At 62.2% G+C, this 23,824-nt stretch carries 25 protein-coding genes; 19 read left to right on the forward strand and 6 right to left on the reverse strand.

Annotated features, from left to right (window positions below):
- Positions 1-66: 66 nt before the first annotated feature.
- From BLS27_RS20690 to purT, 5 genes are all read left to right on the forward strand, one after another.
- Positions 67-666 carry a CoA pyrophosphatase gene (locus tag BLS27_RS20690; protein WP_070574714.1) on the forward strand — a complete coding sequence of 200 codons (600 nt, stop codon included), beginning with the start codon at positions 67-69 and terminating at the stop codon, positions 664-666.
- 45 nt (positions 667-711) lie between these two features.
- Complete coding sequence (locus BLS27_RS20695; protein WP_090346712.1) at positions 712-1,236, forward strand: gamma carbonic anhydrase family protein; 525 nt, start codon at positions 712-714, stop codon at positions 1,234-1,236.
- Position 1,237: 1 nt separating this feature from the next.
- On the forward strand, positions 1,238-1,441 hold the full coding sequence (locus BLS27_RS20700) for a DUF1289 domain-containing protein (protein WP_090346714.1): 204 nt from the start codon (positions 1,238-1,240) through the stop codon (positions 1,439-1,441).
- A 49-nt stretch (positions 1,442-1,490) separates the two neighbouring features.
- Positions 1,491-1,958, forward strand: a complete 468-nt coding sequence (locus BLS27_RS20705) for a VUT family protein (RefSeq protein WP_043212443.1) — start codon at positions 1,491-1,493, stop codon at positions 1,956-1,958.
- 115 nt (positions 1,959-2,073) lie between these two features.
- Positions 2,074-3,255: a formate-dependent phosphoribosylglycinamide formyltransferase gene (gene purT, locus BLS27_RS20710; RefSeq protein ID WP_043212445.1), complete on the forward strand. Its 1,182-nt coding sequence runs from the start codon at positions 2,074-2,076 to the stop codon at positions 3,253-3,255.
- A gap of 90 nt (positions 3,256-3,345) precedes the next feature.
- Here the strand turns inward: purT and BLS27_RS20715 are convergent, their stop codons facing one another.
- From BLS27_RS20715 to BLS27_RS20725, 3 genes are all read right to left on the reverse strand, one after another.
- Positions 3,346-4,647 carry an MFS transporter gene (locus BLS27_RS20715; RefSeq protein ID WP_090346717.1) on the reverse strand — a complete coding sequence of 434 codons (1,302 nt, stop codon included), beginning with the start codon at positions 4,645-4,647 and terminating at the stop codon, positions 3,346-3,348.
- Positions 4,648-4,901: 254 nt separating this feature from the next.
- Positions 4,902-6,104, reverse strand: coding sequence for a transporter associated domain-containing protein (locus BLS27_RS20720; protein ID WP_043212450.1), 1,203 nt, complete (start codon positions 6,102-6,104; stop codon positions 4,902-4,904).
- Between the two features lie 9 nt (positions 6,105-6,113).
- Positions 6,114-6,923: a cytochrome C assembly family protein gene (locus BLS27_RS20725; protein WP_043212451.1), complete on the reverse strand. Its 810-nt coding sequence runs from the start codon at positions 6,921-6,923 to the stop codon at positions 6,114-6,116.
- Between the two features lie 291 nt (positions 6,924-7,214).
- Between BLS27_RS20725 and ffh the strand changes: the two genes are divergently transcribed.
- The 6 genes from ffh (at position 7,215) to BLS27_RS20755 (ending at position 11,391) form a co-directional block, all read left to right on the forward strand.
- A complete protein-coding gene (gene ffh / locus BLS27_RS20730; RefSeq protein WP_043212452.1) occupies positions 7,215-8,591 on the forward strand; it encodes a signal recognition particle protein in 1,377 nt (458 codons plus the stop codon).
- A gap of 237 nt (positions 8,592-8,828) precedes the next feature.
- Positions 8,829-9,080: a 30S ribosomal protein S16 gene (gene rpsP / locus BLS27_RS20735; protein ID WP_043212455.1), complete on the forward strand. Its 252-nt coding sequence runs from the start codon at positions 8,829-8,831 to the stop codon at positions 9,078-9,080.
- 5 nt (positions 9,081-9,085) lie between these two features.
- Entirely contained in the window at positions 9,086-9,622 is a 537-nt protein-coding gene (gene rimM / locus BLS27_RS20740; RefSeq protein WP_070574704.1) for a ribosome maturation factor RimM, read from the forward strand.
- Positions 9,623-9,625: 3 nt separating this feature from the next.
- Positions 9,626-10,378 (forward strand): tRNA (guanosine(37)-N1)-methyltransferase TrmD, encoded by a 753-nt coding sequence (gene trmD / locus BLS27_RS20745; RefSeq protein WP_043212458.1) that lies wholly within the window; start codon positions 9,626-9,628, stop codon positions 10,376-10,378.
- A 42-nt stretch (positions 10,379-10,420) separates the two neighbouring features.
- Positions 10,421-10,771, forward strand: a complete 351-nt coding sequence (rplS, locus tag BLS27_RS20750; protein WP_043212460.1) for a 50S ribosomal protein L19 — start codon at positions 10,421-10,423, stop codon at positions 10,769-10,771.
- Between the two features lie 209 nt (positions 10,772-10,980).
- A complete protein-coding gene (locus BLS27_RS20755; protein WP_043212463.1) occupies positions 10,981-11,391 on the forward strand; it encodes an acyl-CoA thioesterase in 411 nt (136 codons plus the stop codon).
- Here BLS27_RS20755 and BLS27_RS20760 read toward each other — a convergent pair.
- Entirely contained in the window at positions 11,385-13,223 is a 1,839-nt protein-coding gene (locus BLS27_RS20760) for a cation:proton antiporter (protein WP_043212465.1), read from the reverse strand. The two genes, BLS27_RS20755 and BLS27_RS20760, sit on opposite strands and share 7 nt — an antisense overlap.
- Before the next feature lie 68 nt (positions 13,224-13,291).
- On the opposite strand from BLS27_RS20760, the gene xerD reads away from it, so the two are divergent.
- The 6 genes from xerD (at position 13,292) to BLS27_RS20790 (ending at position 19,029) form a co-directional block, all read left to right on the forward strand.
- Positions 13,292-14,188, forward strand: a complete 897-nt coding sequence (gene xerD, locus BLS27_RS20765; RefSeq protein ID WP_043212466.1) for a site-specific tyrosine recombinase XerD — start codon at positions 13,292-13,294, stop codon at positions 14,186-14,188.
- A gap of 154 nt (positions 14,189-14,342) precedes the next feature.
- Positions 14,343-15,104, forward strand: coding sequence for a DsbC family protein (locus BLS27_RS20770; protein ID WP_043212468.1), 762 nt, complete (start codon positions 14,343-14,345; stop codon positions 15,102-15,104).
- 82 nt (positions 15,105-15,186) lie between these two features.
- The gene (locus tag BLS27_RS20775) at positions 15,187-16,491 is read left to right on the forward strand and encodes a homoserine dehydrogenase (RefSeq protein ID WP_043212471.1); all 1,305 of its coding nucleotides are present in this window, start codon (positions 15,187-15,189) and stop codon (positions 16,489-16,491) included.
- A 167-nt stretch (positions 16,492-16,658) separates the two neighbouring features.
- Entirely contained in the window at positions 16,659-18,068 is a 1,410-nt protein-coding gene (thrC, locus tag BLS27_RS20780) for a threonine synthase (RefSeq protein WP_043212473.1), read from the forward strand.
- A gap of 174 nt (positions 18,069-18,242) precedes the next feature.
- Complete coding sequence (locus tag BLS27_RS20785) at positions 18,243-18,668, forward strand: response regulator (RefSeq protein ID WP_090346720.1); 426 nt, start codon at positions 18,243-18,245, stop codon at positions 18,666-18,668.
- 79 nt (positions 18,669-18,747) lie between these two features.
- Positions 18,748-19,029: a DUF3509 domain-containing protein gene (locus BLS27_RS20790; RefSeq protein ID WP_043212477.1), complete on the forward strand. Its 282-nt coding sequence runs from the start codon at positions 18,748-18,750 to the stop codon at positions 19,027-19,029.
- A 151-nt stretch (positions 19,030-19,180) separates the two neighbouring features.
- Here BLS27_RS20790 and BLS27_RS20795 read toward each other — a convergent pair whose 3' ends face one another.
- Together BLS27_RS20795 and BLS27_RS20800 are read right to left on the reverse strand one after the other, a co-directional pair.
- On the reverse strand, positions 19,181-20,068 hold the full coding sequence (locus tag BLS27_RS20795) for a TIGR02285 family protein (protein ID WP_043212480.1): 888 nt from the start codon (positions 20,066-20,068) through the stop codon (positions 19,181-19,183).
- 10 nt (positions 20,069-20,078) lie between these two features.
- Positions 20,079-21,278: a CaiB/BaiF CoA transferase family protein gene (locus BLS27_RS20800; protein ID WP_090346722.1), complete on the reverse strand. Its 1,200-nt coding sequence runs from the start codon at positions 21,276-21,278 to the stop codon at positions 20,079-20,081.
- Positions 21,279-21,409: 131 nt separating this feature from the next.
- Between BLS27_RS20800 and BLS27_RS20805 the strand changes: the two genes are divergently transcribed.
- The gene (locus BLS27_RS20805; protein WP_043212483.1) at positions 21,410-21,952 is read left to right on the forward strand and encodes a YaeQ family protein; all 543 of its coding nucleotides are present in this window, start codon (positions 21,410-21,412) and stop codon (positions 21,950-21,952) included.
- Positions 21,953-21,982: 30 nt separating this feature from the next.
- Positions 21,983-23,692, forward strand: a complete 1,710-nt coding sequence (gene recJ / locus BLS27_RS20810; protein ID WP_090346725.1) for a single-stranded-DNA-specific exonuclease RecJ — start codon at positions 21,983-21,985, stop codon at positions 23,690-23,692.
- Positions 23,693-23,824 lie beyond the last annotated feature (132 nt).

Below are 23,824 nucleotides of genomic sequence, written 5' to 3' on the forward strand. Positions count from 1 at the left end.
CGGGGCTTGGGTGCTTCACGGCTTTGGTGCATCATGCAGGGCAGGCCTTGGAATCGAGAGAGTGCAATGCTGGACGAGCTTCTTCGCCGAATGAGCAATCACACCCCCACGTCACTGGAAACCGACCGGCGTTTCCCCGAGGCGGCGGTGCTCTTGCCCATCACGCGTAGCGAAGAGCCCGAGCTGGTGCTGACCCTTCGGGCCAAAGGGCTTTCCACCCATGGAGGCGAGGTGGCCTTCCCCGGTGGTAGACGCGACCCGGAGGATCCGGACCTGGTGTTCACCGCCCTGCGCGAGGCCGAGGAGGAAATCGGTCTGCCGCCGGGACTGGTGGAAGTCATCGGTCCGCTGAGCCCGGTGATCTCCCTGCATGGCCTTAAAGTGACGCCATTCGTCGGGATCATCCCCGATTATGTCGAATACCGTGCCAACGACGCGGAGATCGCCGCCGTGTTCACGGTTCCGCTGGCGTTTTTCCGCCAGGACCCGCGCGACCATACCCACCGTATCGACTACCAAGGGCGCAGTTGGTACGTGCCGGCCTACCGCTACGGCGAGTACAAGATCTGGGGGTTGTCGGCGATCATGATCGTCGAACTGGTCAATGTGCTGTTCGACGCTGGCATCAGCCTGCACCAGCCCCCTGAGCGCTATACCCAGATCTGAGCGGGGCCCAACCCGCCATCTGCCTTCAACCGTGAGGAGCAAGACATGAAATACCGCCTGGGCGACCTGCGGGTCGAGACCCATCCCACCAGTTGGGCCGCCCCCAATGCCACCCTGATCGGCAAGGTGCGCCTGCAGGCCGGGGCCAGTGTCTGGTTCGGCGCGGTGCTGCGCGGCGACAACGAACTGATCGACATCGGCGAAGGCAGCAACGTCCAGGATGGCACGGTGATGCACACCGACATGGGCTCGCCGCTGACCCTCGGCAAGGGCGTGACCGTCGGCCATAACGCGATGCTCCATGGCTGCACGGTGGGCGATCACAGCCTGATCGGTATCAATGCCGTGATTCTCAATGGCGCGCGCATCGGCAAGCATTGCATCATCGGCGCCAACGCACTGATTCCTGAGGGCAAGGAAATTCCGGACGGCTCGCTGGTCATGGGTTCGCCAGGCAAGGTGGTGCGCGAGTTGACCGAGGCGCAGAAGCGCATGCTCGAAGCCAGCGCCGCACATTATGTCCATAATGCCGAGCGCTACGCGCGCGAGCTGGCCCCCCAGGATGACTGACATGCAGAACGCCGAACGCCCGGTCGCCTCGCCGTGCGTCAATGTCTGTGCGCTGGACGAGCAGGACATCTGCGTCGGTTGCCAGCGCACGGTGAGCGAGATCACCCGCTGGTCGCGCATGAGCAACGACGAGCGCCGTCAGGTGCTGGTGCTGTGCCACGAGCGGGCGGTGGCGTCAGGCTTGATCATCGGGTCGGGGCTGTAGTTGACTCCAAAATCAAGTATTCTGTGCCGCTTGCCCAACGTGTGATCCCATGTTTTATCTCATTGCCTATATCAGTAGCGTAGTGCTGATCAACTACGCCTTTTCCAGTGCTCCGCACCTGGATGTGATCTGGTCCGCCTGGGGTGGGCTGGTGTTCATCCTGCGCGACATGGTGCAGACCCGCTATGGTCATGGCGCGTTGTTGGCCATGCTGGCGGCGTTGGTGCTGTCCTATGTCACCTCGGAGCCTGCCATTGCCCTGGCCAGTGCGACCGCGTTCTTCGTCTCCGAGCTGATCGACTGGCTGGTGTTCAGCATCACCCGTCGGCCGTTGCGTGACCGTCTATGGCTCAGCTCGGCCCTGAGCATTCCGGTGGACACCTTCATCTTCTTCGGCATGATCGGCGCCCTGACCCCGGCAGTGATTGGTACGGCTCTGGCGTCCAAGTTTGCCGGCGTCACTGCCGTGTGGCTGGCCATGGCCTGGCGCGCCCGACGCGAGGTCGTCGCAGGGTGATGTGATCGGGGTTGCGCAGCGGCCCCGGAATGCCTCGGCGGGTGTAGAATATCGGTCCTTTTTCAGCGGGCAGCAGCCAATCCGGCGCAGCCCCGGACGCCTTCGAGGACCTGAAATGACCCGTATCGGAACCCCATTGTCGCCCACCGCGACCCGTGTACTGCTGTGTGGCTGCGGCGAGTTGGGCAAGGAAGTGGTGATCGAGCTGCAGCGTCTGGGTGTCGAAGTCATCGCCGTGGACCGCTACGCCAATGCTCCCGCCATGCAGGTCGCGCACCGCAGCCACGTCATCAACATGCTCGATGGCGTTGCCCTGCGTGCGGTGATCGAAGCCGAAAAGCCGCACTACATCGTCCCTGAGATCGAAGCCATCGCCACCGCGACCCTGGTCGAGCTGGAGAACGAAGGCTTCAATGTCGTTCCCACCGCCCGCGCCACCCAGCTGACCATGAACCGTGAGGGCATTCGCCGGCTGGCCGCCGAAGAGCTGGACCTGCCGACCTCGCCCTACCATTTCGCCGATACCTTCGAAGACTACGCCAAGGCCGTCGCCGACCTGGGCTACCCCTGCGTGGTCAAGCCGGTGATGAGTTCCTCGGGCAAGGGGCAAAGCCTGCTGCGCAGCGATGCCGATCTGCAGAAGGCCTGGGACTATGCCCAGGAAGGCGGCCGCGCCGGCAAAGGCCGGGTGATCATCGAAGGTTTCATCGATTTCGAATACGAAATCACCCTGTTGACCGTGCGTCATGTAGGCGGCACCACCTTCCTCGCACCGGTCGGTCACCGTCAGGAGAAGGGCGACTATCAGGAATCCTGGCAGCCACAGGCCATGAGCCCGAAGGCCCTGGCCGAGTCCCAGCGCGTGGCTCAGGCGGTCACTGACGCCCTGGGCGGTCGTGGTCTGTTCGGCGTGGAGCTGTTCGTCAAGGGTGACCAAGTGTGGTTCAGCGAAGTCTCGCCGCGTCCCCACGATACCGGGCTGGTGACCCTGATTTCCCAGGACCTCTCGCAATTCGCCTTGCATGCTCGCGCGATTCTGGGTCTGCCGATCCCGGTAGTGCGTCAGTTCGGTCCGTCGGCTTCGGCGGTAATCTTGCCTGAAGGCCGGTCACAGCAGACCACCTTCGCCAACCTGGGTGCGGCCCTGAGCGAGCCCGATACCGCCATCCGCCTGTTCGGCAAGCCGGAAATCAATGGCCAACGTCGCATGGGCGTATGCCTGGCGCGTGACGAGTCGATCGAAGCGGCGCGGGCCAAAGCGACCCGGGCTGCCCAGGCGGTCACGGTCGAATTTTAAGCCATAAGCCTCAAGCCTCAAGCTGCAAGAAAAAGCAAATCCGCGCAGGCTTTGGCTTTTTCTTGCCGCTTGAAGCTTGCCGCTCCCCACTTACAGCTCTGTATTGCGTGTCTCTTTCAGGCACAAGACGGCGATCAGGCTGATCACCGCGGCTACCGACACATAGCCGCCCACCCAGCTCAATCCCCCCATGCTGACCAACTGTTGGGCAAAGAACGGTGCCGCTGAGGCGCCGACGATGCCGCCGAGGTTGTAGGCTGCCGAGGCGCCGGTGTAGCGCACATGGGTCGGGAACAGCTCAGGCAGCAATGCCCCCATCGGTGCGAAGGTCACGCCCATCAGGAACAGCTCGATGGCCAAAAACAGCGCAACGCCGGTGGTCGAGCCTGAGGTCAGCAGCGGCTCCATGGTGAATCCCGATGCAACCGCCAGCAGGCCGCCGACGATCAGCACCGGCTTGCGTCCATAGCGATCGCTCAGCCAGGCCGACAGCGGCGTGGCCAAGGCCATGAACACCACGGCAAAGCACAGCATGCCCAGGAAGCTCTCGCGGCTGTAGCCCAGGGTCGAGACCCCATAGCTCAGGGAGAACACCGTGGAGATATAGAACAGCGCGTAGCACACAACCATCGCCGCCGCGCCCAGCAAGGTGGGCAGCCAGTACTTGGCGAACAGATCGACCACCGGCAGCTTCACCCGCTCGTGGCGTGCCACGGCTTTGGCGAATACCGGGCTCTCCTCGAGCTTCAGGCGCACGTACAGGCCGACGATCACCAGCGCGGCGCTGAGCAGGAACGGAATGCGCCAGCCCCAGTCACGGAATTGCTCGTCGCTGAGCACCAGCGCCAGGGTCAGGAACAGCCCATTGGCCGCCAGAAAACCGATGGAGGGGCCAAGCTGCGGGAACATGCCGAACCAGGCACGCTTGCCTTCAGGGGCGTTTTCGGTGGCCAACAGTGCCGCCCCGCCCCATTCGCCGCCCAGGCCCAGGCCTTGGCCGAAGCGCAGCAGGCAAAGGATGATCGGCGCCCAGACGCCGATGCTGTCATAACCCGGAAGAACCCCGATCAGGGTGGTCGAAACGCCCATCAGCAGCAACGAGGCGACCAAGGTGGATTTGCGGCCGATACGGTCGCCGAAATGGCCGAACAGTGCCGAACCCAGCGGGCGGGCGAGGAAGGCGATACCGAAGGTCAGAAAGGCCGCGAGCATCTGCGCGGTGCCCGAACCCGACGGGAAGAACACCGGGCCGATCACCAGCGCGGCGGCGGTGGCGTAGACGTAGAAGTCGTAGAATTCGATGGCGGTGCCGATGAAGCTGGCGGTGGCCACACGGGCGGGGGAATTGACGGGGGCTGCCGAGGTGTCGGCGCAGGTACTGCTGATAGTCATGTTGTAGGTCCCTGACAGTCATTGCTCCCTATGGGCGGGTCGCTCCCTGCCAGGCAGGCATGGGCGTGCGGGCGCCGGAGCGTCATAGTGTGAGTCGCTCGACCGACGATAGCCCAAGGGTAGGGACGGGAGCGGGCTGTTCTGGGTGTCGAAGCAGGACCGCGGGGCGTGTCAGTGGAGCGCACCGGCCGTGTGGTGCCGGAAGCGGGTAGCAGGCGGGACGGCAGGGCTGGGTAAGCGTGACCGGAGTATAGCTATCGGGTCACGGTCCACACCAGTACCTTGCTGGCGCAATTGTCCTCTGTTTCGAGGATTTCCAGGCGATAGCGGCCAATCTTCAGGCATACAGCGCTTTCCGGAATGCTTTCCAGCGCCTCGGTGACCAGCCCGTTGAGGGTCTTCGGGCCACCGTCGCAGGGCAGGTGCCACCCCAGACTGCGGTTTATTTCGCGCAGCGAGGCGGTGCCTTCGATCACGTAGCGGCCGTCGGCCAGGGGGTGGACGTGCGGGTTTTCCAGCGAGTGCTCATCCTCGAACTCGCCGACGATCTCCTCGAGGATGTCCTCCAAGGTGACGATGCCTTGGACCTCTCCGTACTCGTCCACCACCACGCCCAGGCGTCTCTGCTGCTTGTGGAAGTTCAGCAACTGCCGTTGCAGCGGAGTGCTCTCGGGAACGAAGTAGGGTTCGTAGCAGGCCGCGCGCAGCGCCTGGAGGGTCAGCTCGCCATGGGGCAGCAGATGGCTGATCAGCTTGGTATTGAGGATGGCTTCGACCTGGTTGATATCACTGTGGTAGACCGGCAGGCGGGTATGGCGGCTGACGATCAGTTGTTCAGCGATCTGCTCGAGCGAGTCGTCCAGGTTGATGCCGTCCACTTCGTTGCGGGGCACCAGGATGTCGTTGACGGTGATCTTGTCTAGGGATTGCAGCCCTTCGAGCAGCCCTTGGCGTGGTGCTTCGTAGGGCTCTGGTTCGTCGAAATCATCGTGCTCCTGTGGGTGCAATGCCACGGCGGCGGGTTGCGCGCGCAATGGGCGAAGGATCAACTTGGCGCAGCCGTCGAGCACGCAGGCCAACGGTTGCAATGCGAGCAGAGGCCATCTGAGCAGGGGGCCGAGGTTGAGGAAGGCGTGCGGATTGCGTCGGGCGGCGCGCCTTGGCAGGTACTCGGCCAAGACCAACAGGGCGCCGCTTGCGGCAAGGCCCGCCAGCCAGAAGCCGTGTTCGCCGTTGTAGCGCTGGCCGATCAGGCAGGCCAGGCCAAGCACCAGCAGCTTGCCGAGGCCTGCGCAGAGCACCACGGCTTGGGCGGGCAGTGCGGGCTCGGCGCTGTCAGCAGGGCGCTGATGGCCGTTCAATTGCTGGCGGGCCGCGTCGACGGCGGTGAATAGCGCCGACCAGAGCAGCGCCAGTGCCAGAGTGCCGAATAGCGGAGCGTACGGCAGGGTGTCCATGGGCGGTCGTCAGATATGCAGGATGAATTCACGTACCAGCTTGCTGCCGAAATAGGCCAGCATCAGCAGGCAGAAACCGGCGAGGGTCCAGCGAATCGCCTTGTGGCCGCGCCAGCCCAGGCGGGTGCGTCCCCACAGCAGCAGGCCGAACACCACCCAGGCCACACAGGATAGCAGCGTCTTGTGCACCAGATGCTGGGCGAACAGGTTGTCCAGGAACAGCCAGCCGGACACCAGCGACAGCGACAGCAGACCCCAACCGGCCCAGAGGAAGCCGAACAGCAGGCTTTCCATGGTTTGCAGGGGCGGGAAGTTACGGATCAGCCCGGAAGGATGCTTGTGCTTGAGCTGGTAGTCCTGCAACAGCAGCAGCAGGGCCTGGAACACGGCAATGGTGAACAAGCCATAGGCCAGGATCGAGAGCAGGATATGCGCCAGGATCCCAGGCTCCTCATTGACCAGCGGTACGGTGCCGGGCGGGGCGAACTGGGCCAGCAGGGCGGTCACCGCGCCGAGCGGGAACAGCAGCATGAGCAGGTTTTCGACCGGGATGCGCAGGCAGGCCAGCAAGGTCAGCGCGATCACCGCGACGGCGATCAGACTGGCGGCGCTGAAGAAGTCGAGGCTAAGGCCCAGCGGGGTGATCAGCTGGAAGAACAGGGCGCTACCCTGGGCAATGACCGCAAGGGCACCGAGCAGACCGAGCAGCCGTTTGTCGGCGCGGCTGCCCTGGGCCAGGCGACTGCCTTGGTAGAGAGCGGCGGCGATGTAGAGGCCGGCGGCGAGCAGGTTGGGGATGAGGCTGGGGGAAGAGAGCATAAGTCCTGGTAGGCAAGCCCTAAAGGGACGGAGTTTGGCATAGATCCCGCCGCTCTAGGAAGACTGGAGACGGTAGGGCCTACCCCATCTGCAAGATTCCACAGGGCCGGCGCTGGCCTTGTAGGCGCGGGTTCGCCCGCGAACAAGTCACCTGGACCCCAGTGGTCAGCACCCAGGTGTGCGCCGCCCTCGCTCTTCGCTATAATCGCCGCCTTGCTGTGCCCAGCGCGTGTGCATATTCACCTGGGCGCCTGAAAAACCTCGGCTTCATTAGGGCCTGAAAGGATCACCATGTTCGAAAACCTGACCGACCGCCTGTCACAGACGCTGCGCCATGTCACCGGCAAGGCCAAGCTGACCGAAGACAACATCAAGGACACGCTGCGCGAAGTGCGCATGGCCCTGCTCGAGGCCGACGTCGCCCTGCCGGTGGTCAAGGATTTCGTCAACAGCGTCAAAGAGCGCGCGGTCGGCACCGAAGTGTCGCGCAGCCTGACCCCGGGCCAGGCGTTCGTGAAGATCGTCCAGGCCGAACTCGAAGGCCTGATGGGCGCGGCCAACGAAGACCTGGCGCTCAATGCCGCACCACCAGCCGTGGTGCTCATGGCCGGTCTGCAAGGTGCGGGTAAGACCACCACTGCCGGCAAGCTGGCGCGCTTCCTTAAAGAACGCAAGAAAAAGAGCGTGATGGTGGTCTCTGCCGACGTCTATCGTCCGGCAGCGATCAAACAGCTCGAAACCCTCGCCAATGACATCGGCGTGACCTTCTTCCCGTCGGACATCAGCCAGAAGCCTGTGGCCATTGCCGAGGCGGCGATCCGCGAAGCCAAGCTCAAGTACATCGATGTGGTCATCGTCGACACTGCAGGTCGTCTGCACATCGACGCCGACATGATGGACGAGATCAAGGCGCTGCACGCCGCGGTCAAGCCGGTCGAGACGCTGTTCGTGGTCGACGCCATGACCGGCCAGGACGCCGCCAACACCGCCAAGGCTTTCGGCGATGCCTTGCCGCTGACCGGTGTGGTGCTGACCAAGGTCGACGGTGACGCCCGTGGGGGTGCAGCCCTGTCGGTTCGCGCTATCACCGGCAAGCCGATCAAATTCATCGGTATGGGCGAGAAGACCGAAGCGCTCGAGCCCTTCCACCCTGACCGTATCGCTTCGCGCATCCTGGGCATGGGTGACGTGCTCAGCCTGATCGAACAGGCCGAGCAGAACATTGACAAGGCCAAGGCCGACAAACTCGCCAAGAAGCTCAAGAAGGGCAAGGGCTTCGACCTCGAAGACTTCCGCGACCAACTGCAGCAGATGAAGAACATGGGCGGCCTGGGCGGCCTGATGGACAAGCTGCCGAGCATCGGTGGGGTCAACCTGTCGCAAATGGGCAATGCCCAGGGTGCGGCCGAGAAGCAGTTCAAGCAGATGGAAGCGATCATCGACTCCATGACCCCTGCCGAGCGTCGCGACCCGGAAATCATCAGCGGTTCGCGCAAGCGCCGCATCGCCCTCGGCTCCGGCACCCAGGTGCAGGACGTCGGTCGGTTGATCAAGCAGCACAAGCAGATGCAGAAGATGATGAAGAAATTTTCCGCCAAGGGCGGCATGGCCAAGATGATGCGTGGCCTTGGCGGGATGCTGCCAGGTGGCGGCATGCCGAAGCTCTAATTCGATTCTGGGAGGTTGCCTTCTATCTATAGGCAGCTCTCCCGAAATCCCGCTTCGGCGGGAACGATGTCGCGAAATTCGCGGCTTAACCGGCAGATCTGAACGGTGTGGTAGCCCCGCGCCGAAAAAGGCATTTGCAAATGTCCGTGTATTCCCCGAGAATATGCGGCCTTTTGGGCACCCTGTGCCCATTTGGGCATTCAGATTTGCAGCACCGACTATAGGAACGATGTTCACATGGTAACCATCCGTCTTGCCCGTGGCGGCTCCAAGAAGCGCCCTTTCTATCACCTGACCGTGACCAACAGCCGTAACGCCCGTGACGGCCGTTTCGTTGAGCGCGTTGGCTTCTTCAACCCGGTTGCTTCCGGCGCTGAAGTCAAGCTGTCGGTCAATCAGGAACGCGTCAACTACTGGCTGAGCCAGGGCGCACAGCCGTCTGAGCGCGTTGCTCAGCTGCTGAAGGACGCTGCCAAGGCCGCTGCCTGAGCAGTATGAACGCGACGCCAGAAAACGCTGACGCTCTCATTGTCGTCGGCAAGATTTTTTCGGTTCACGGCGTTCGCGGCGAGGTGAAGGTGTATTCCTTTACCGATCCGATTGAAAACCTGTTGGATTATCCGCGCTGGACGCTTCGGCACGAAGGCAAGGTAAAACAGGTCGAGCTGGTCAACGGTCGTGGCTCCCAAAAGGGCCTGGTCGTGAAACTGAAGGGCCTTGATGATCGTGATGAAGCCCGTCTTCTGAGCGGTTATGAAATCTGCATTCCGCGGAGCCTTTTGCCCAACCTGGCCGCTGACGAGTACTACTGGTACCAGTTGGTAGGTCTGAAGGTCATCAATCAGGACGAACAACTGTTCGGCAAGATCGATCACCTGTTGGAGACCGGTGCGAACGATGTAATGGTGGTCAAGCCTTGCGCAGGCAGCCTGGATGATCGCGAGCGACTGTTGCCCTATACGGAGCAATGCGTGCTGGCAGTCGACTTGGAAGCAGGTGTGATGCGGGTCGAGTGGGACGCGGATTTCTAAACGATGGGTAACCTTCGCGTAGAAGTCGTCACGTTGTTCCCCGAGATGTTCTCGGCCATCACGGAGTACGGCATTACCAGCCGCGCGGTGAAACAGGGGTTGCTGCACGTGACCTGCTGGAACCCGCGGGACTACACCACTGATCGTCACCACACGGTGGATGATCGGCCGTTTGGCGGTGGTCCGGGCATGGTGATGAAGATCAAGCCTCTGGAAGACGCCCTGGCCAGCGCCAGGCAAGCGACCGGAGCATCGGCGAAGGTGATTTACCTCTCGCCACAAGGCCGCAAGCTGACCCAGCAGGCGGTCAAAGACTTGGCGCAACAGGAATCGTTGATCCTGATCGCCGGTCGTTACGAAGGCATTGACGAGCGTTTTATCGAGGCTCATGTCGATGAAGAGTGGTCGATTGGTGACTATGTGCTTTCCGGTGGCGAGCTGCCGGCCATGGTACTGATCGATGCGGTTACGCGACTGCTGCCCGGAGCTTTAGGGCATGTGGACTCGGCGGAGGAAGACTCCTTCACCGACGGTCTGCTCGACTGCCCGCACTACACCCGACCGGAGGTGTATGCGGATCAGCGCGTTCCCGACGTGTTGCTTAGTGGCAACCATGCACACATCCGGCGTTGGCGATTGAAGCAGTCCCTTGGTAGGACCTTCGAACGACGCGCCGATCTTCTGGAAAGTCGCTCGCTTTCTGGAGAAGAGAAGAAGCTGCTCGAGGAATATCTCCGCGAGCGGGACGATAGTTAACGTATCGATGGTGGATCGAGTTATCCGCCTTAGGAGCACAGCATGACCAACAAGATCATCCAGCAGCTCGAAGCCGAGCAGATGAACAAGGAAATCCCAACCTTCGCACCAGGCGACACCATTGTCGTCCAGGTTAAAGTGAAGGAAGGTGACCGTTCCCGTCTGCAGGCGTTCGAAGGTGTCGTTATCGCCAAGCGCAACCGCGGTCTGAACAGCGCCTTCACCGTGCGCAAGATCTCCAGCGGCGTTGGCGTAGAGCGTACCTTCCAGACCTACAGCCCGCAGATCGACAGCCTGTCCGTGAAACGTCGTGGTGACGTGCGTAAGGCCAAGCTGTACTACCTGCGCGACCTGTCCGGCAAAGCCGCTCGCATCAAGGAAAAACTGGCCTGAGTGCCGTTTGACCGGTGGCCCCAGTGGCCACCTTGCGAGAAAAAAAGCAGCCTTCGGGCTGCTTTTTTGCTTTTTGAATTTCTGTATTGGCGGTGTGAGCTTCTTCACGGGTAAACCTGCCCCCACCACGATTGCGCCAACCCTGTGGAATCAGGGCTCCCCGCGAATCAGGCGACACCGCTTTCAAGCCCCTGCGACAAGAGCCCTTCATGACCACCCCTCGAGATCAGGAAATCCAGCGCCGCACCGAACTGTCGGTGACCCGCGTGACCAAGGCTGTCTTCCCCAGCACCACCAACCACCACAACACCCTGTTCGGCGGTACTGCGCTGGCCTGGATGGACGAAGTGTCGTTCATCGCCGCCACGCGGTTCTGTCGTTTGCCGCTGGTGACCGTGTCGACCGACCGCATCGACTTCAAACACCCGATTCCTGCGGGCTCGATCGTCGAGCTGGTGGGGACGGTGATCAAGGTCGGCAATACCAGCCTGCAGGTACAGGTGGATGTCTTTGTCGAGAACATGTACCTGGATGGCCGCGATCGGGCCATCCATGGTGTGTTCAGCTTCGTCGCCATCGATGAGGACAAGCGGCCGGTGCCCGTGCTTCCCGCTCATTGATCCACGGTCTGCGCCTCGACCTTGGTAGTCGCCTCCAGGTCTGCCTCCACCAGTGCCACCAAGGTCCAGCCAGGCTGGGGCTTGAGAGGGGAGTCCGGGCTGGCGACATGGACCCAGCCGTTGCTGTCACGGGCGAAAAGCAAGGTTGCGCGTTCGCCATGCAGCGCTTGGTAGTCCTGCCAGTTGAAACTGTCGGTCAGGTGGGTGCTGTACAGTTCGGCGCCTTGATGCAGGCGATTGGCCAGTTGCCCATAGGTCATCGTGCTCGAACCGAGCAGCTGGCCGCGATGCTCCTCGCTGGCACGGTGCTTGTCGCTGCGCTGCTTTTCCAGGCCACTGGCCAATACGAACAATCGATTGTGGCCAAAGTCATGGCGAAAGCGTGCGCAGGCTAGGGCGTTGAGTTCACCGGCGGGCGAAAGGCCCAGCAGATGGCCCAGGCCGACCAGGTCCAGGTGGGCGTCGGCGTGCTGAGACGCTGGGTTGCCGAAGTAAGTCGGCAGCCCATCCATGCGCGCGGCGCGGATATTCTCCCAGCTCGAATCGGTCAGTAACACCCGGCTGCCCAATTGCTGCAAGGCCTTTGCAATGGCGCGGGCTGGCGGGTTGGCGCCGACGATGAGAAAGCCGCTTGGGGCAGGCTCGGCCACCCTGAGCAGACGGGCCAGTGGCCTTGCGGTGGCGCTTTGCAAAACCACAGTGCCGATGATGACCGCGAAGGTCAAAGGGACGAGCAGCAGTGCCCCCTCGTGGCCGGCTTCATCCAGGCGAATGGCGAAGATCGCCGAAACGGCTGCTGCGACAATGCCCCGTGGCGCGATCCAGGCCAGCAGCAGGCGCTCGCGCCAGTTCAGGTTCGAGCCCCAGGTAGACAACAAGACATTGAGCGGCCGGGCCAGCAACTGGATGACCAGCAGCAATGCCAGCACCGCTGGGCCCAGTGCCAGCAGTGCATGCAGGTCGAGGCGGGCGGCCAGCAGAATGAACAGCCCGGAGATCAACAGCACGCTGAGGTTTTCCTTGAAGTGCAGGATCTGCCGCACATCCACGCCGGGCATGTTGGCCAGCCACATACCCATGACCGTCACGGCCAGCAGTCCCGACTCATGGACGATCTGGTTGGCGGCGATGAAGATGCCCAGCACCGCTGCCAGCGACGCCAGATTGTGCAGGTACTCTGGCAGCCATTGCGCGCGCATGATCTGGCCCAGCAGCCAGCCACCCGCGGCGCCCAGGGTACTGCCGCAGAAAATCACGCCGGCAAAGGTCACCAGGCTCTGACTCAGCCCGTCACCGTCGGTACGGGCGATGATGAAGCTATAGACCACCACTGCCAGCAGCGCACCGATCGGATCGATGACGATCCCTTCCCAGCGCAGGATATTGGCGATTGCAGCCTTGGGTCGCACCACTCGCAGCATTGGTACGATCACGGTCGGGCCTGTGACCAGGGTAAGGGTGCCGAAGAGGATCGCCAGGGGCCACTCGAAGCCCAGTAACCAGTGGGTGGCGAGGGCGATCACCAGCCAGGTGCTCAAGGCACCCACCGTCACCAGTCGATGCACTACGCTGCCGATCTCGCGCCATTGGGACAAGTGCAGGGTCAGGCTGCCCTCGAACAGGATCAGGGCTACGGCCAGGGACACCAGTGGCATCAGCAGCGGGCCGAACAGTTGCTGCGGCGATAACCAGCCCAGCACGGGCCCGGCCAGAATTCCACACAGCAGCAGAAAGAGTATCGCTGGCAGTTTCAGGCGCCAGGCCAGCCATTGGCAGGCAAGGGCGGCCGCGCCGATGCCACCGAAACTCAGGAGAATCTGCTGTTCGCTCATATGGGCTCCCTATGCCATCGTTGTTATGAAAGACTAAGCGCCATTGCACCGTTTGCCACCGAGTTTTCATGCCCGCTCTCGACCATCCCCTGATCGACCAGTTTCTTGATGCCCTCTGGCTGGAAAAAGGCCTGTCCGACAACACCCGCGTCTCCTATCGCAGCGACTTGGCGTTGTTCAACGGCTGGCTGCAAGAGCGCGGCGTGGCTTTGCCTGATGCTGGCCGTGACCTGATTCTGGACCATCTGGCCTGGCGCCTGGAGGAAGGCTACAAGCCGCGCTCCACGGCACGCTTTCTCTCCGGTCTGCGTGGCTTCTTCCGGTATTTGCTGCGAGAAAAGCTGGTAGGCGTCGACCCGACCTTGCAAGTGGAAATGCCGCTATTGGGGCGACCATTGCCCAAATCCTTGTCGGAGGACGATGTCGAGGCCCTGTTGCAGGCGCCGGACCTGGCCGAAGCCATCGGTCAGCGCGACCGGGCCATGCTTGAAGTGCTCTATGCCTGTGGCCTGCGAGTGACCGAACTGGTCAGCCTGACCCTCGATCAGGTCAACCTGCGCCAGGGGGTTCTGAGGGTGATGGGCAAGGGCAGCAAGGAGCGCTTGGTGCCGATGGGCGAAGAGGCGGTGATCTGGCTCGAACGCTACTTGCGCGACGGCCGCAACGACCTGTTGAACGGGCGCCCGAGTGATGTGCTGTTCCCCAGCCAGCGCGGGGAGCAGATGACCCGCCAAACCTTCTGGCACCGCATCAAGCATCAGGCGCGGGTTGCCGGCATCGACAAGCCGCTGTCGCCGCATACCTTGCGCCACGCTTTTGCCACGCATCTGCTCAATCATGGGGCCGATTTGCGTGTGGTGCAGATGTTGCTCGGTCACAGTGACTTGTCCACCACCCAGATCTATACCCATGTCGCAAAGGCACGGTTGCAGCAGCTGCATGCCCAGCACCATCCTCGTGGATGAATGATTTTCATGTTCCGACCTATGGAGGTTGAGAGGGCATTTAGCATCAGCCTGTTGTGGTAGGCTTGGACGGTTTGCATCAAGGGCCGTCCACTCGCCGCGTTTTTGCCGCGGATCGACATCCTCCGGCCCCGTCCGCCTTCAGGAGTACCCCATGCGCGTGACCCAGATTTTCGCCGCCGCCGCCCTGGCGTTGGCCAGTACTTTTGCCGTCGCCGCGGCCACCGATGCCAGCGCCGGTGCCGAGCAGGCCATTCGTAATACCCTCAAGACCCTTGCGCTGGAAGTGCCAGTCGAAAGCGTCGCCAGCAGCCCGGTCAACGGCCTGTATGAAGTCAAGCTGCAAGGTGGTCGTGTCCTGTATGCCAGTGGCGATGGCCAGTTCGTGATGCAGGGGTACCTGTACCAGATCCAGGATGGCAAGCCGGTCAACCTCACCGAGAAGACCGAACGCCAGGGCATCGCCAAGCTCATCAACGGCATTCCAGCTGCCGAAATGGTGGTTTATCCTGCCAAGGGCGAGACCAAGTCGCATATCACCGTCTTCACCGACACCACCTGCCCGTATTGCCACAAATTGCATGCTGAAGTGCCGGAGCTCAATCGCCGCGGTATCGAGGTGCGCTATGTCGCCTTCCCGCGCCAGGGCCTCGGCTCGCCAGGTGACGAGCAGTTGCAGGCAGTCTGGTGCTCCAGTGACCGCCGCGCGGCGCTGGACAAGATGATCGATGGCAAGGAAATCAAGGCCGCCAAGTGCGCCAACCCGGTCAGCAAGCAGTTCGAGCTCGGGCAGTCGATCGGCGTCAACGGCACGCCGGCGATCGTCCTGCAGAGCGGTCAGGTGATCCCGGGCTACCAGCCGGCACCGCAGGTCGCCAAGCTGGCCTTGGCCAGTGACGGCAAGGCTGCCAAGTAATTCAATCAGTACGCCGTCACCATGGGGAGACGGCATGTTTCACGGTCGGCGCAGGTGCCGGCCGTTCAATGGGGAGTTCACAGTGAAACCGGTCAAAGTAGGCATCTGTGGGTTGGGGACCGTCGGTGGCGGAACCTTCAATGTACTTCAGCGCAACGCCGAGGAGATTGCCCGCCGTGCCGGGCGCGGTATTGAAGTGGCACAGATCGCCATGCGCTCGCAGAACCCGAACTGCCAGATTACCGGTACCCCCATTACCGCTGATGTGTTCGAAGTCGCGAGCAACCCCGAGATCGATATCGTCATCGAACTGATCGGTGGCTATACCATCGCCCGCGACCTGGTCCTGAAGGCCATCGAGAACGGCAAGCACGTGGTCACTGCCAACAAGGCGCTGATTGCCGTGCATGGCAACGAGATCTTCGCCAAGGCCCGCGAGAAGGGCGTCATTGTTGCCTTCGAAGCAGCCGTGGCCGGCGGCATCCCGGTGATCAAGGCGATCCGCGAAGGCCTGTCTGCCAACCGCATCAACTGGCTGGCGGGCATCATCAACGGCACCGGCAACTTCATCCTCACCGAGATGCGTGACAAGGGCCGTGCCTTCCCCGACGTATTGGCCGAAGCCCAGGCCCTGGGTTACGCCGAAGCCGACCCGACCTTCGATGTCGAAGGTATCGATGCTGCCCACAAGCTGACCATCCTGGCCTCCATTGCCTTCGGTATTCCGCTGCAGTTCGACAAGGCCTACACCGAAGGCATCACCCAGCTGACCACCGCCGACGTCAATTACGCCGAGGCGCTGGGTTATCGCATCAAGCACCTGGGCGTGGCCCGCAGCACCGACGCTGGCATCGAGCTGCGTGTCCACCCGACCCTGATTCCCAATGATCGTCTGATCGCCAACGTCAATGGCGTGATGAACGCTGTCATGGTCAACGGTGATGCTGCCGGCTCCACCCTGTATTACGGCGCCGGCGCCGGCATGGAGCCGACCGCCTCTTCGGTGGTCGCCGACCTGGTCGATGTGGTCCGTGCCATGACCTCCGACCCCGAAAACCGCGTGCCACACCTGGCCTTCCAGCCCGACTCGCTGTCGGCTCACCCGATCCTGCCGATCGAAGCCTGTGAAAGTGCCTACTACCTGCGTATCCAGGCCAAGGACCACCCGGGCGTATTGGCTCAAGTGGCGAGCATCCTCTCCGAGCGTGGTATCAACATCGAGTCGATCATGCAGAAGGAAGCCGAGGAGCAGGACGGCCTGGTGCCGATGATCCTCCTGACCCACCGAGTGGTGGAAAAGCGCATCAACGACGCCATCGTCGCCCTGGAAGCTTTGCAGGACGTGGTCGGCAAAGTCGTGCGTATCCGCGTCGAACAGCTCAATTAAGCGGCAAGCTTCAGGCTGCAAGCTGCAAATGAAGGCAGTGCGGTGTTGAGGCTTCGAACAGAGTAAATTCGCGGCAAGGGCGAGACGCAAAGCACGAGAGCAACGCCGGTCGGCATCTCTTTTAGCTTGCATCTCAAACGGGCCGCTCAAACCAAAGGTTTGCACCCATGCGCTATATCAGTACCCGTGGCCAGGCACCGGCCCTGAATTTCGAAGACGTCCTGCTGGCGGGCCTCGCCAGCGATGGCGGTCTGTACGTGCCGGAGAACCTGCCACGCTTCACCCAGGAAGAGATCGCTTCCTGGGCTGGCCTGCCGTACCACGAGCTGGCTTTCCGGGTGATGCGCCCGTTCGTCGATGGCAGCATCGCTGACGCCGACTTCAAGAAGATTCTCGAAGAAACCTATGGTGAGTTCGCCCATGCCGCGGTGGCGCCGCTGCGCCAACTGGCGGGCAACGAGTGGGTGATGGAGCTGTTCCACGGCCCGACCCTGGCGTTCAAGGACTTCGCCCTGCAGTTGCTCGGCCGCCTGCTCGACCACGTCCTGGCCAAGCGCGGTGAACGCGTGGTGATCATCGGAGCCACCAGCGGTGACACCGGTTCGGCCGCCATCGAAGGTTGCCGCCGCTGCGACAACGTCGACATCTTCATCCTGCATCCGCACCAGCGTGTCTCGGAAGTGCAGCGTCGCCAGATGACGACCATCTTCGGCGACAACATCCACAACATCGCCATCGAAGGCAACTTCGACGACTGCCAGGAGATGGTCAAGGCCAGCTTCGCCGACCAGTCGTTCCTCAAGGGCACCCGTCTGGTGGCGGTGAACTCGATCAACTGGGCGCGGATCATGGCCCAGATCGTCTACTACTTCCATGCGGCGCTGCAGCTGGGCGGCCCGGCCCGTTCGGTGGCCTTCTCTGTGCCGACCGGCAACTTCGGCGATATCTTCGCTGGCTACCTGGCACGCAACATGGGCCTGCCGATCAGCCAACTGATCGTGGCGACCAACCGCAACGACATCCTGCATCGCTTCATGAGCGGTAACCAGTACGTCAAGGACACCTTGCACCCGACGCTGTCGCCGTCGATGGACATCATGGTCTCCTCCAACTTCGAACGCCTGCTGTTCGACCTGCACGGGCGCAGCGGCGCCGCCATCGCCGAGCTGATGGAGCGCTTCAAGCAGGGCGGCGGCTTCAGTGTCGAACAGGATCGTTGGACCGAGGCGCGCAAGCTGTTCGATTCGCTGGCCGTGACCGACGAGCAAACCTGCCAGACCATCGCCGAGGTGTTCGCCACCACCGGTGAGGTGCTCGATCCGCACACTGCGATCGGCGTCAAGGCCGCCCGTGAGTGCCGTCGCAGCCTGGATACGCCGATGGTTGTCCTGGGTACCGCGCATCCGGTCAAGTTCCCGGAAGCGGTGGAAAAGGCAGGCGTCGGCAAAGCCCTTGAGCTGCCAGCGCACCTGAGCGACCTGTTCAGCCGTGACGAACGCTGCACGGTCCTGGCCAACGATCTGAAGGCTGTCCAGGCATTCGTCGCCCAGCATGGCAACCGCGGTAAACCGCTCTAAGATTCAACCCGCTCGGGGTCGCGCAGCGGCCCCAGACGGTTTCCTACTCGTCTGCAAAAGATGAGTCAGATCTTTCTTTAGAAGCTTAAGTAATTTCCTATTCCAGCCGCCGCATGGGGCTTTTAGAGTGGCTCGCCCGTCCATATGGGCATAGTGCTACTCCAGGAGCGGTTCATGCATTGGCTCAACGTACTGATTCACGCACGACCTTCCCACGATATCTCGCTGCATCAGGCCTGCAATGCCCAAGGCGTCTTCAATGTGCGCGTGGCCCAGAACCTGGCCGAGGCAAAAGATTGTCTGGCTCAGCGGGGCATCATCGACCTTTTGATCCTCGATCACGGCTTGCCGGTACATTACGGGCGAACACTGCTCCGGCAGGTGGCGCAAGCGCAGCAACCCTGTGCATTGTTGGTCGTCGGACAATCGATCGACCATGACGAAGGCCTGGCCCGGGAGGCTAGGCGCCAGGGGGTTCGGGTTATCGGTGAGCTGTCCTGGCCGTTGGTGATGCCGAGGTTGCAGCGGGCGTTGGAGCGTATCCATCATGAAGTCGAGGGGCATATTCAAACTGTCATGTACCCCGCGCATGCTCACTGATACCGGCGCGGCATGAACGAACTTTGCAGGGCGTCTGGTGGTCAGTTCCGATAGGTTCCACGAACAGCGAGTACGCCGGATGGAAAGAATCTGCAAACTGCTCAACGACGCCTTGACCCCTTACCAGGCCCTGCTCGGCGAAACAGACGCCAGCGGCAACCGTCAACTGACCGTGATCGATCAACAGGGTGACGTGACACTCAGGCGTTCGGTCAGCCCGCATCAGCTCCAGGACCAGCGCCTGCTGGTTGACTTGGTTGACGGCCTGCACCGAGACCTGCAAATCGCCGAGGGGCGTCTGCAACCCTGTGTAATCGCAGCCTTGCAGCATCAGCGAGCATTTTCCGGAACCTTTGCCTGAAGGTTTCGTCAGAATCCTTAAGAGCAGTTCGACAGCACTTGGCTCCGGTGCTCAAGGCTGTTCCGGAAAGTCCCCCTGACTTTCGTTCGACCCTGGGTGTTCCTTCCTGCGCCCGGGGTTTCTTTTTTTTTTAAAGCCAGTCGAGGCAGTTTCAGTACTTCTCGGCGCTTTCGGTCTGGGTGCCGAAAAAGTGCTGGCTATCGATCAAGTATTGTTCGTGCTCTTCCGGGGCCAGCCAGCGAGCATAAAACGCTGGCAGTGTCTCGCGACGCAGGGTGAGCAGCAGTTGGTCGATATGACGGACGGCCTCGCGTCCCAAAGCCGTATCGGAGCAGCCCACATGCAGAAACTGGTAGCGGTTCACGCCCTGGATCGGGTGGAAGGCGTATTCATCCGGGTTGTTGCCCTGAGCCTGGATCAAGTAGCGGATTTCCGGCCAGTAGCCCAACACCAGCTGCAGACGGCCCAAGCGCTGCATCTGTAGCAAATTGGCGGTAGCTTCATTGCCGTAATGGCGGCTCAAGGCCGTGTCGGGTAGTTCTCGGAGGATTTCGTCGATTTGAACGCTGTAACTGCGTTCGGCGACGATGCCCAGCTTGAGTGGAGTCTGGCTGAGCAGGCTTTTGAGGTCGACCTGTTGGTTGTCGAGAAACGGGGCCAGGGCCGCCTGGTCTTGCTTGCGTATCACCAATCCGCTGCTCAATACCCCCAGCGAAGGGATGGAAAAGCGCACGAACTTGGCGCGCTCAGGCGTCCATAGCAGCGTCGGATCGCAGGTAAAGCTGGGCTCCTGGAGCATCTGCAGGCCCCGTGCACGGTTCACCCTGACGATACTGTGATCGTACTCAGGCATCTGCGCGATCAGCCGCGGCAGCAGGTTGTCAACGACACCCTGGCCTTTGGCCGTGCCTTCGAAGATGGTGAAAGGCGGCAGATCGCGCACCAGCCAGATCAAGCGCTCCTTGGACTGCCCCATGGTCGGCAACATCCCACACAGGATGATCAGCAGCCCAAGCAAGTGCCTGGCGATTGCGCGCATCGGTGGGCGTTCAGACCGCACCGGTTTCGCGCAGTCGACCGATGGCGGCGGCGTCGTAGCCCAGGCGCGTCAATACCGACTCGGTGTGTTCGCCGAGGGTCGGACCGACCCACTCGCTGGAGCCTGGCGTGTCCGAAAGCTTGGGAACGATGCCTGGCATCTTGAACGGCTTGCCATCGGGCAATTTGGCCTGGAGGAACATTTCGCGAGCCAGGTACTGTGGGTCGCTGAACATGTCTTCGGCCGAATAGATGCGGCTGGCTGGTACCTCGGCCTGGGTGAGGACCCGCATGACCTCTTCGAGCGGCAGGCTGTTGACCCAGCGGTCGATCACGCCGTACAGCTCGTCGCGGCGCAGGTCACGCCCGTCGTTGGTGGCCAGGCCTGGATCATTGGCCAGATCGTCGCGGCCAATGGCCTGCATGAAACGCTTGAAGATGGCATCGCCATTGGCGCCGATCTGCACATGCTTGCCGTCGGCGCTGGTGTGGATGGAAGAGGGCGTGATCCCGGGCATGATGTTGCCGGTGCGTTCGCGGATGAAGCCGAACACGTCGAACTCCGGCACCATGCTTTCCATCATCGCGAAGATGGCCTCGTACAGCGCTACGTCCACCACTTGCCCCTGACCCCCGTTGACCTCGCGGTGGCGCAAGGCCATCAACGCACCGATCACACCCCACAAGGCGGCGATCGAGTCGCCGATGGAGATGCCCGTGCGTACCGGTGGCCGGTCCTCGAAGCCTGTAATGTAACGCAGGCCGCCCATGGACTCACCGACCGCGCCGAAGCCGGGCTGGTCCTTCATCGGCCCCGTCTGGCCGAAGCCTGACAGACGCACCATGACCAGGCGCGGGTTGAGCGCGTGCAACACATCCCAGCCCAAGCCCAGTTTTTCCAGCACGCCCGGACGGAAGTTCTCGATCAGGATGTCCGCTTCGGCCAGCAGGCGCTTGAGCACTTCGCGGCCTTCGGGGTGCTTGAGGTTGAGCGTCAGCGATTGCTTGTTGCGCGCCTGGACGAACCACCACAGCGAAGTGCCCTCATACAGCTTGCGCCACTTGCGCAGCGGGTCGCCGCCGTCGGGCGACTCGACCTTGATCACCTCGGCACCGAACTCGGCACAGATACGCGAGGCGAAGGGGCCGGCGATCAGGGTGCCGAGCTCGATCACTTTCAGGCCGGCGAGGGGTTTGCTTGGCGTGGGCATGGGGCATCCGTGGCAGCTGGGCTTAGCCCGTGGTTTTATCATAGGTCGTCGACGTCAGGTACTGCCGCGGCGCAACGAAGAGTGGGATCGGTTAGACTGTGTGACTTTTATTTCGCAAGAAGCCCCCGCCCATGGCCCAGCCGTCGACCACTTATAAGTTCGAACTGAATCTGACCGACCTCGACCGCGGTGTGTACGAGAACGTTCGTCAGACCATCGCCCGTCACCCATCGGAAACCGAGGAGCGCATGGCTGTACGCCTGTTGGCCTACGCGCTCTGGTACAACGAGAACCTGTCATTTGGCCGTGGTCTGTCCGACGTGGACGAAGCAGCCCTGTGGGAAAAGAGCCTGGACGACCGCGTCCTGCACTGGATCGAAGTGGGCCAACCGGATGCCGAGCGCCTGACCTGGTGCTCGCGTCGCACCGAGCGTACCAGTCTGCTGGCCTACGGCAGCCTGCGGGTGTGGCAGAACAAAGTGGTCGATGCGGTTAAGGGCCTGAAGAACCTCAGCATCGCCGCGGTTCCCCAGGACGTGCTGGAGATTCTGGCCACCGACATGCCCCGCTCGATCAAGTGGGACGTCATGATCAGTGAAGGCACCGTGTTCGTGACCGACGACCGTGGCCAGCACGAAGTGCAGCTGGAATGGCTGCTCGGTGAGCGTGGCTGACCTGTCCCCAACCTGACTGCCGAAGACCTCATGCGTATCGAACCCCGTCCCCTGCCACCGAGCCTGCCGTTCCTCGGTAACCTGCCCCCCTTGCTGACCCGCCTGTACGCCGCCCGTGGCGTGCAGTCCGAGGCCGAACTGGACAAGAGCCTGGCGCGCCTGCTGCCGTATCAACAGCTCAAGGGCATCGACGCGGCGGTGGACCTGTTGCTGGAGGCGCTGGACCAGCGCCAGCGTATTGTCATTGTCGGCGACTTCGATGCCGACGGGGCCACGGCCAGTACGGTCGGTGTGCTGGGGCTTCGCCTGCTGGGCGCGGCCCATGTCGATTACCTGGTGCCCAACCGTTTCAAGTACGGCTATGGCCTGACGCCTGAGATCGTCGAAGTGGCTTTGCAGGGGGAGCCACAACTGCTGATCACGGTGGACAACGGTATCTCCAGTGTCGAGGGCGTGGCAGCAGCCAAGGCCGCCGGGCTCAAGGTATTGGTGACCGACCATCACCTGCCGGGTGCGCAATTGCCCGATGCCGATGCCATCGTCAACCCGAACCAGCCAGGGTGCGATTTCCCCAGCAAGGCGCTGGCCGGCGTAGGGGTGATCTTCTACGTGCTCATGGCGCTGCGTGCTCGTCTTCGCGCCCTGGGGCGCTACGATCATCAGCCGCAGCCGAACATCGGTGAACTGCTTGACCTGGTGGCGCTGGGCAGTGTCGCTGACGTTGTCCCGCTGGACGCCAACAATCGCATTCTGGTGCACCAGGGTCTGGAGCGCATCCGTGCCGGCCGCGCCCGCCCCGGCCTGAAGGCCATCCTCGAAGTCGCCCGGCGCGATCATCGGCGCATCACCTCCACTGACCTGGGCTTCATCCTAGGGCCGCGCCTGAACGCCGCCGGCCGCCTGGACGATATGAGCCTGGGGATCGAATGCCTGCTCTGCGACGATCCGGTCGCGGCGCTGGAGATGGCCCAAGCGCTGGATGGCCTGAACCAGGACCGCAAGTCCATCGAGCAAGGCATGCAGCGCGAAGCGCTGGCCCAGCTCAAGGACCTGCCGGTCGAATCCATGCCTTATGGCCTGTGCCTGTTCGAGGCCGACTGGCACCAAGGCGTGATCGGCATCCTCGCCTCGCGCATGAAAGAGCGCTATCACCGCCCGACCATCGCCTTCGCCGATGTCGGCGATGGCATGCTCAAGGGGTCTGCGCGCTCGGTGCCGGGGTTCCATATTCGCGATGCGCTGGATGCGGTGGCGGCGCGTCAGCCGCACTTGATCAGCAAGTTCGGCGGGCACGCCATGGCGGCTGGCCTGTCATTGCCGGTGGAAAACTTCCAGGCGTTTGCCGCGGCCTTCGATGAGGAGGTTCGTCGGCATCTGGTGGAAGAGGACCTGACCGGGCGATTACTGTCTGACGGTACCCTCGCGGTCGAGGAGTTCCACCTGGACCTGGCCCGCGCTCTACGTCATGCGGGGCCTTGGGGGCAGCACTTTCCGGAGCCACTGTTCCATGGTGTGTTCCAACTGATCGAACAACGGGTGGTGGGCGAGCGGCATTTGAAGGTGGTGCTCAAGAGCGAGTGCGGCTCGCTCAAGCTCGATGGCATCGCCTTTGGCATCGATCGGGATGTCTGGCCGAATCCGACGGTGCGCTGGGTGGAGTTGGCCTACAAGCTGGATGTGAATGAGTTTCGGGGGAATGAGAGTGTGCAGTTGATGATTGCGCACATGGAGCCGCGGTGAGCTGGTTGTTGGTTTTGAGGTTTGTGGGCTTATCCGTTTGATTTGTCGACGCTGATTCACCTTTCCGCCCTTACGGCGGGTCACTTTTGGTCTTGGCCAAAAGTAACCAAAAGCCGCGCGCCCCTGCATCCG

Source organism: Pseudomonas guariconensis, from assembly GCF_900102675.1.
Lineage (GTDB): Bacteria > Pseudomonadota > Gammaproteobacteria > Pseudomonadales > Pseudomonadaceae > Aquipseudomonas > Aquipseudomonas guariconensis.

Bases quoted from the DNA above. Each gene is read 5' to 3' on its own strand.
- BLS27_RS20800 (WP_090346722.1), bottom strand. From the start codon at position 21,278: ATGCCCACGCCAAGCAAACCCCTCGCCGGCCTGAAAGTGATCGAGCTC.
- trmD (WP_043212458.1), top strand. From the start codon at position 9,626: ATGGGTAACCTTCGCGTAGAAGTCGTCACGTTGTTCCCCGAGATGTTC.
- thrC (WP_043212473.1), top strand. From the start codon at position 16,659: ATGCGCTATATCAGTACCCGTGGCCAGGCACCGGCCCTGAATTTCGAA.
- rplS (WP_043212460.1), top strand. From the start codon at position 10,421: ATGACCAACAAGATCATCCAGCAGCTCGAAGCCGAGCAGATGAACAAG.
- BLS27_RS20785 (WP_090346720.1), top strand. From the start codon at position 18,243: ATGCATTGGCTCAACGTACTGATTCACGCACGACCTTCCCACGATATC.
- BLS27_RS20700 (WP_090346714.1), top strand. From the start codon at position 1,238: ATGCAGAACGCCGAACGCCCGGTCGCCTCGCCGTGCGTCAATGTCTGT.
- BLS27_RS20725 (WP_043212451.1), bottom strand. From the start codon at position 6,923: ATGCTCTCTTCCCCCAGCCTCATCCCCAACCTGCTCGCCGCCGGCCTC.
- BLS27_RS20805 (WP_043212483.1), top strand. From the start codon at position 21,410: ATGGCCCAGCCGTCGACCACTTATAAGTTCGAACTGAATCTGACCGAC.
- rimM (WP_070574704.1), top strand. From the start codon at position 9,086: ATGAACGCGACGCCAGAAAACGCTGACGCTCTCATTGTCGTCGGCAAG.
- rpsP (WP_043212455.1), top strand. From the start codon at position 8,829: ATGGTAACCATCCGTCTTGCCCGTGGCGGCTCCAAGAAGCGCCCTTTC.
- BLS27_RS20795 (WP_043212480.1), bottom strand. From the start codon at position 20,068: ATGCGCGCAATCGCCAGGCACTTGCTTGGGCTGCTGATCATCCTGTGT.
- recJ (WP_090346725.1), top strand. From the start codon at position 21,983: ATGCGTATCGAACCCCGTCCCCTGCCACCGAGCCTGCCGTTCCTCGGT.
- BLS27_RS20770 (WP_043212468.1), top strand. From the start codon at position 14,343: ATGCGCGTGACCCAGATTTTCGCCGCCGCCGCCCTGGCGTTGGCCAGT.
- BLS27_RS20720 (WP_043212450.1), bottom strand. From the start codon at position 6,104: ATGGACACCCTGCCGTACGCTCCGCTATTCGGCACTCTGGCACTGGCG.
- BLS27_RS20695 (WP_090346712.1), top strand. From the start codon at position 712: ATGAAATACCGCCTGGGCGACCTGCGGGTCGAGACCCATCCCACCAGT.
- BLS27_RS20690 (WP_070574714.1), top strand. From the start codon at position 67: ATGCTGGACGAGCTTCTTCGCCGAATGAGCAATCACACCCCCACGTCA.
- BLS27_RS20760 (WP_043212465.1), bottom strand. From the start codon at position 13,223: ATGAGCGAACAGCAGATTCTCCTGAGTTTCGGTGGCATCGGCGCGGCC.
- ffh (WP_043212452.1), top strand. From the start codon at position 7,215: ATGTTCGAAAACCTGACCGACCGCCTGTCACAGACGCTGCGCCATGTC.
- purT (WP_043212445.1), top strand. From the start codon at position 2,074: ATGACCCGTATCGGAACCCCATTGTCGCCCACCGCGACCCGTGTACTG.
- xerD (WP_043212466.1), top strand. From the start codon at position 13,292: ATGCCCGCTCTCGACCATCCCCTGATCGACCAGTTTCTTGATGCCCTC.
- BLS27_RS20715 (WP_090346717.1), bottom strand. From the start codon at position 4,647: ATGACTATCAGCAGTACCTGCGCCGACACCTCGGCAGCCCCCGTCAAT.
- BLS27_RS20705 (WP_043212443.1), top strand. From the start codon at position 1,491: ATGTTTTATCTCATTGCCTATATCAGTAGCGTAGTGCTGATCAACTAC.
- BLS27_RS20790 (WP_043212477.1), top strand. From the start codon at position 18,748: ATGGAAAGAATCTGCAAACTGCTCAACGACGCCTTGACCCCTTACCAG.
- BLS27_RS20755 (WP_043212463.1), top strand. From the start codon at position 10,981: ATGACCACCCCTCGAGATCAGGAAATCCAGCGCCGCACCGAACTGTCG.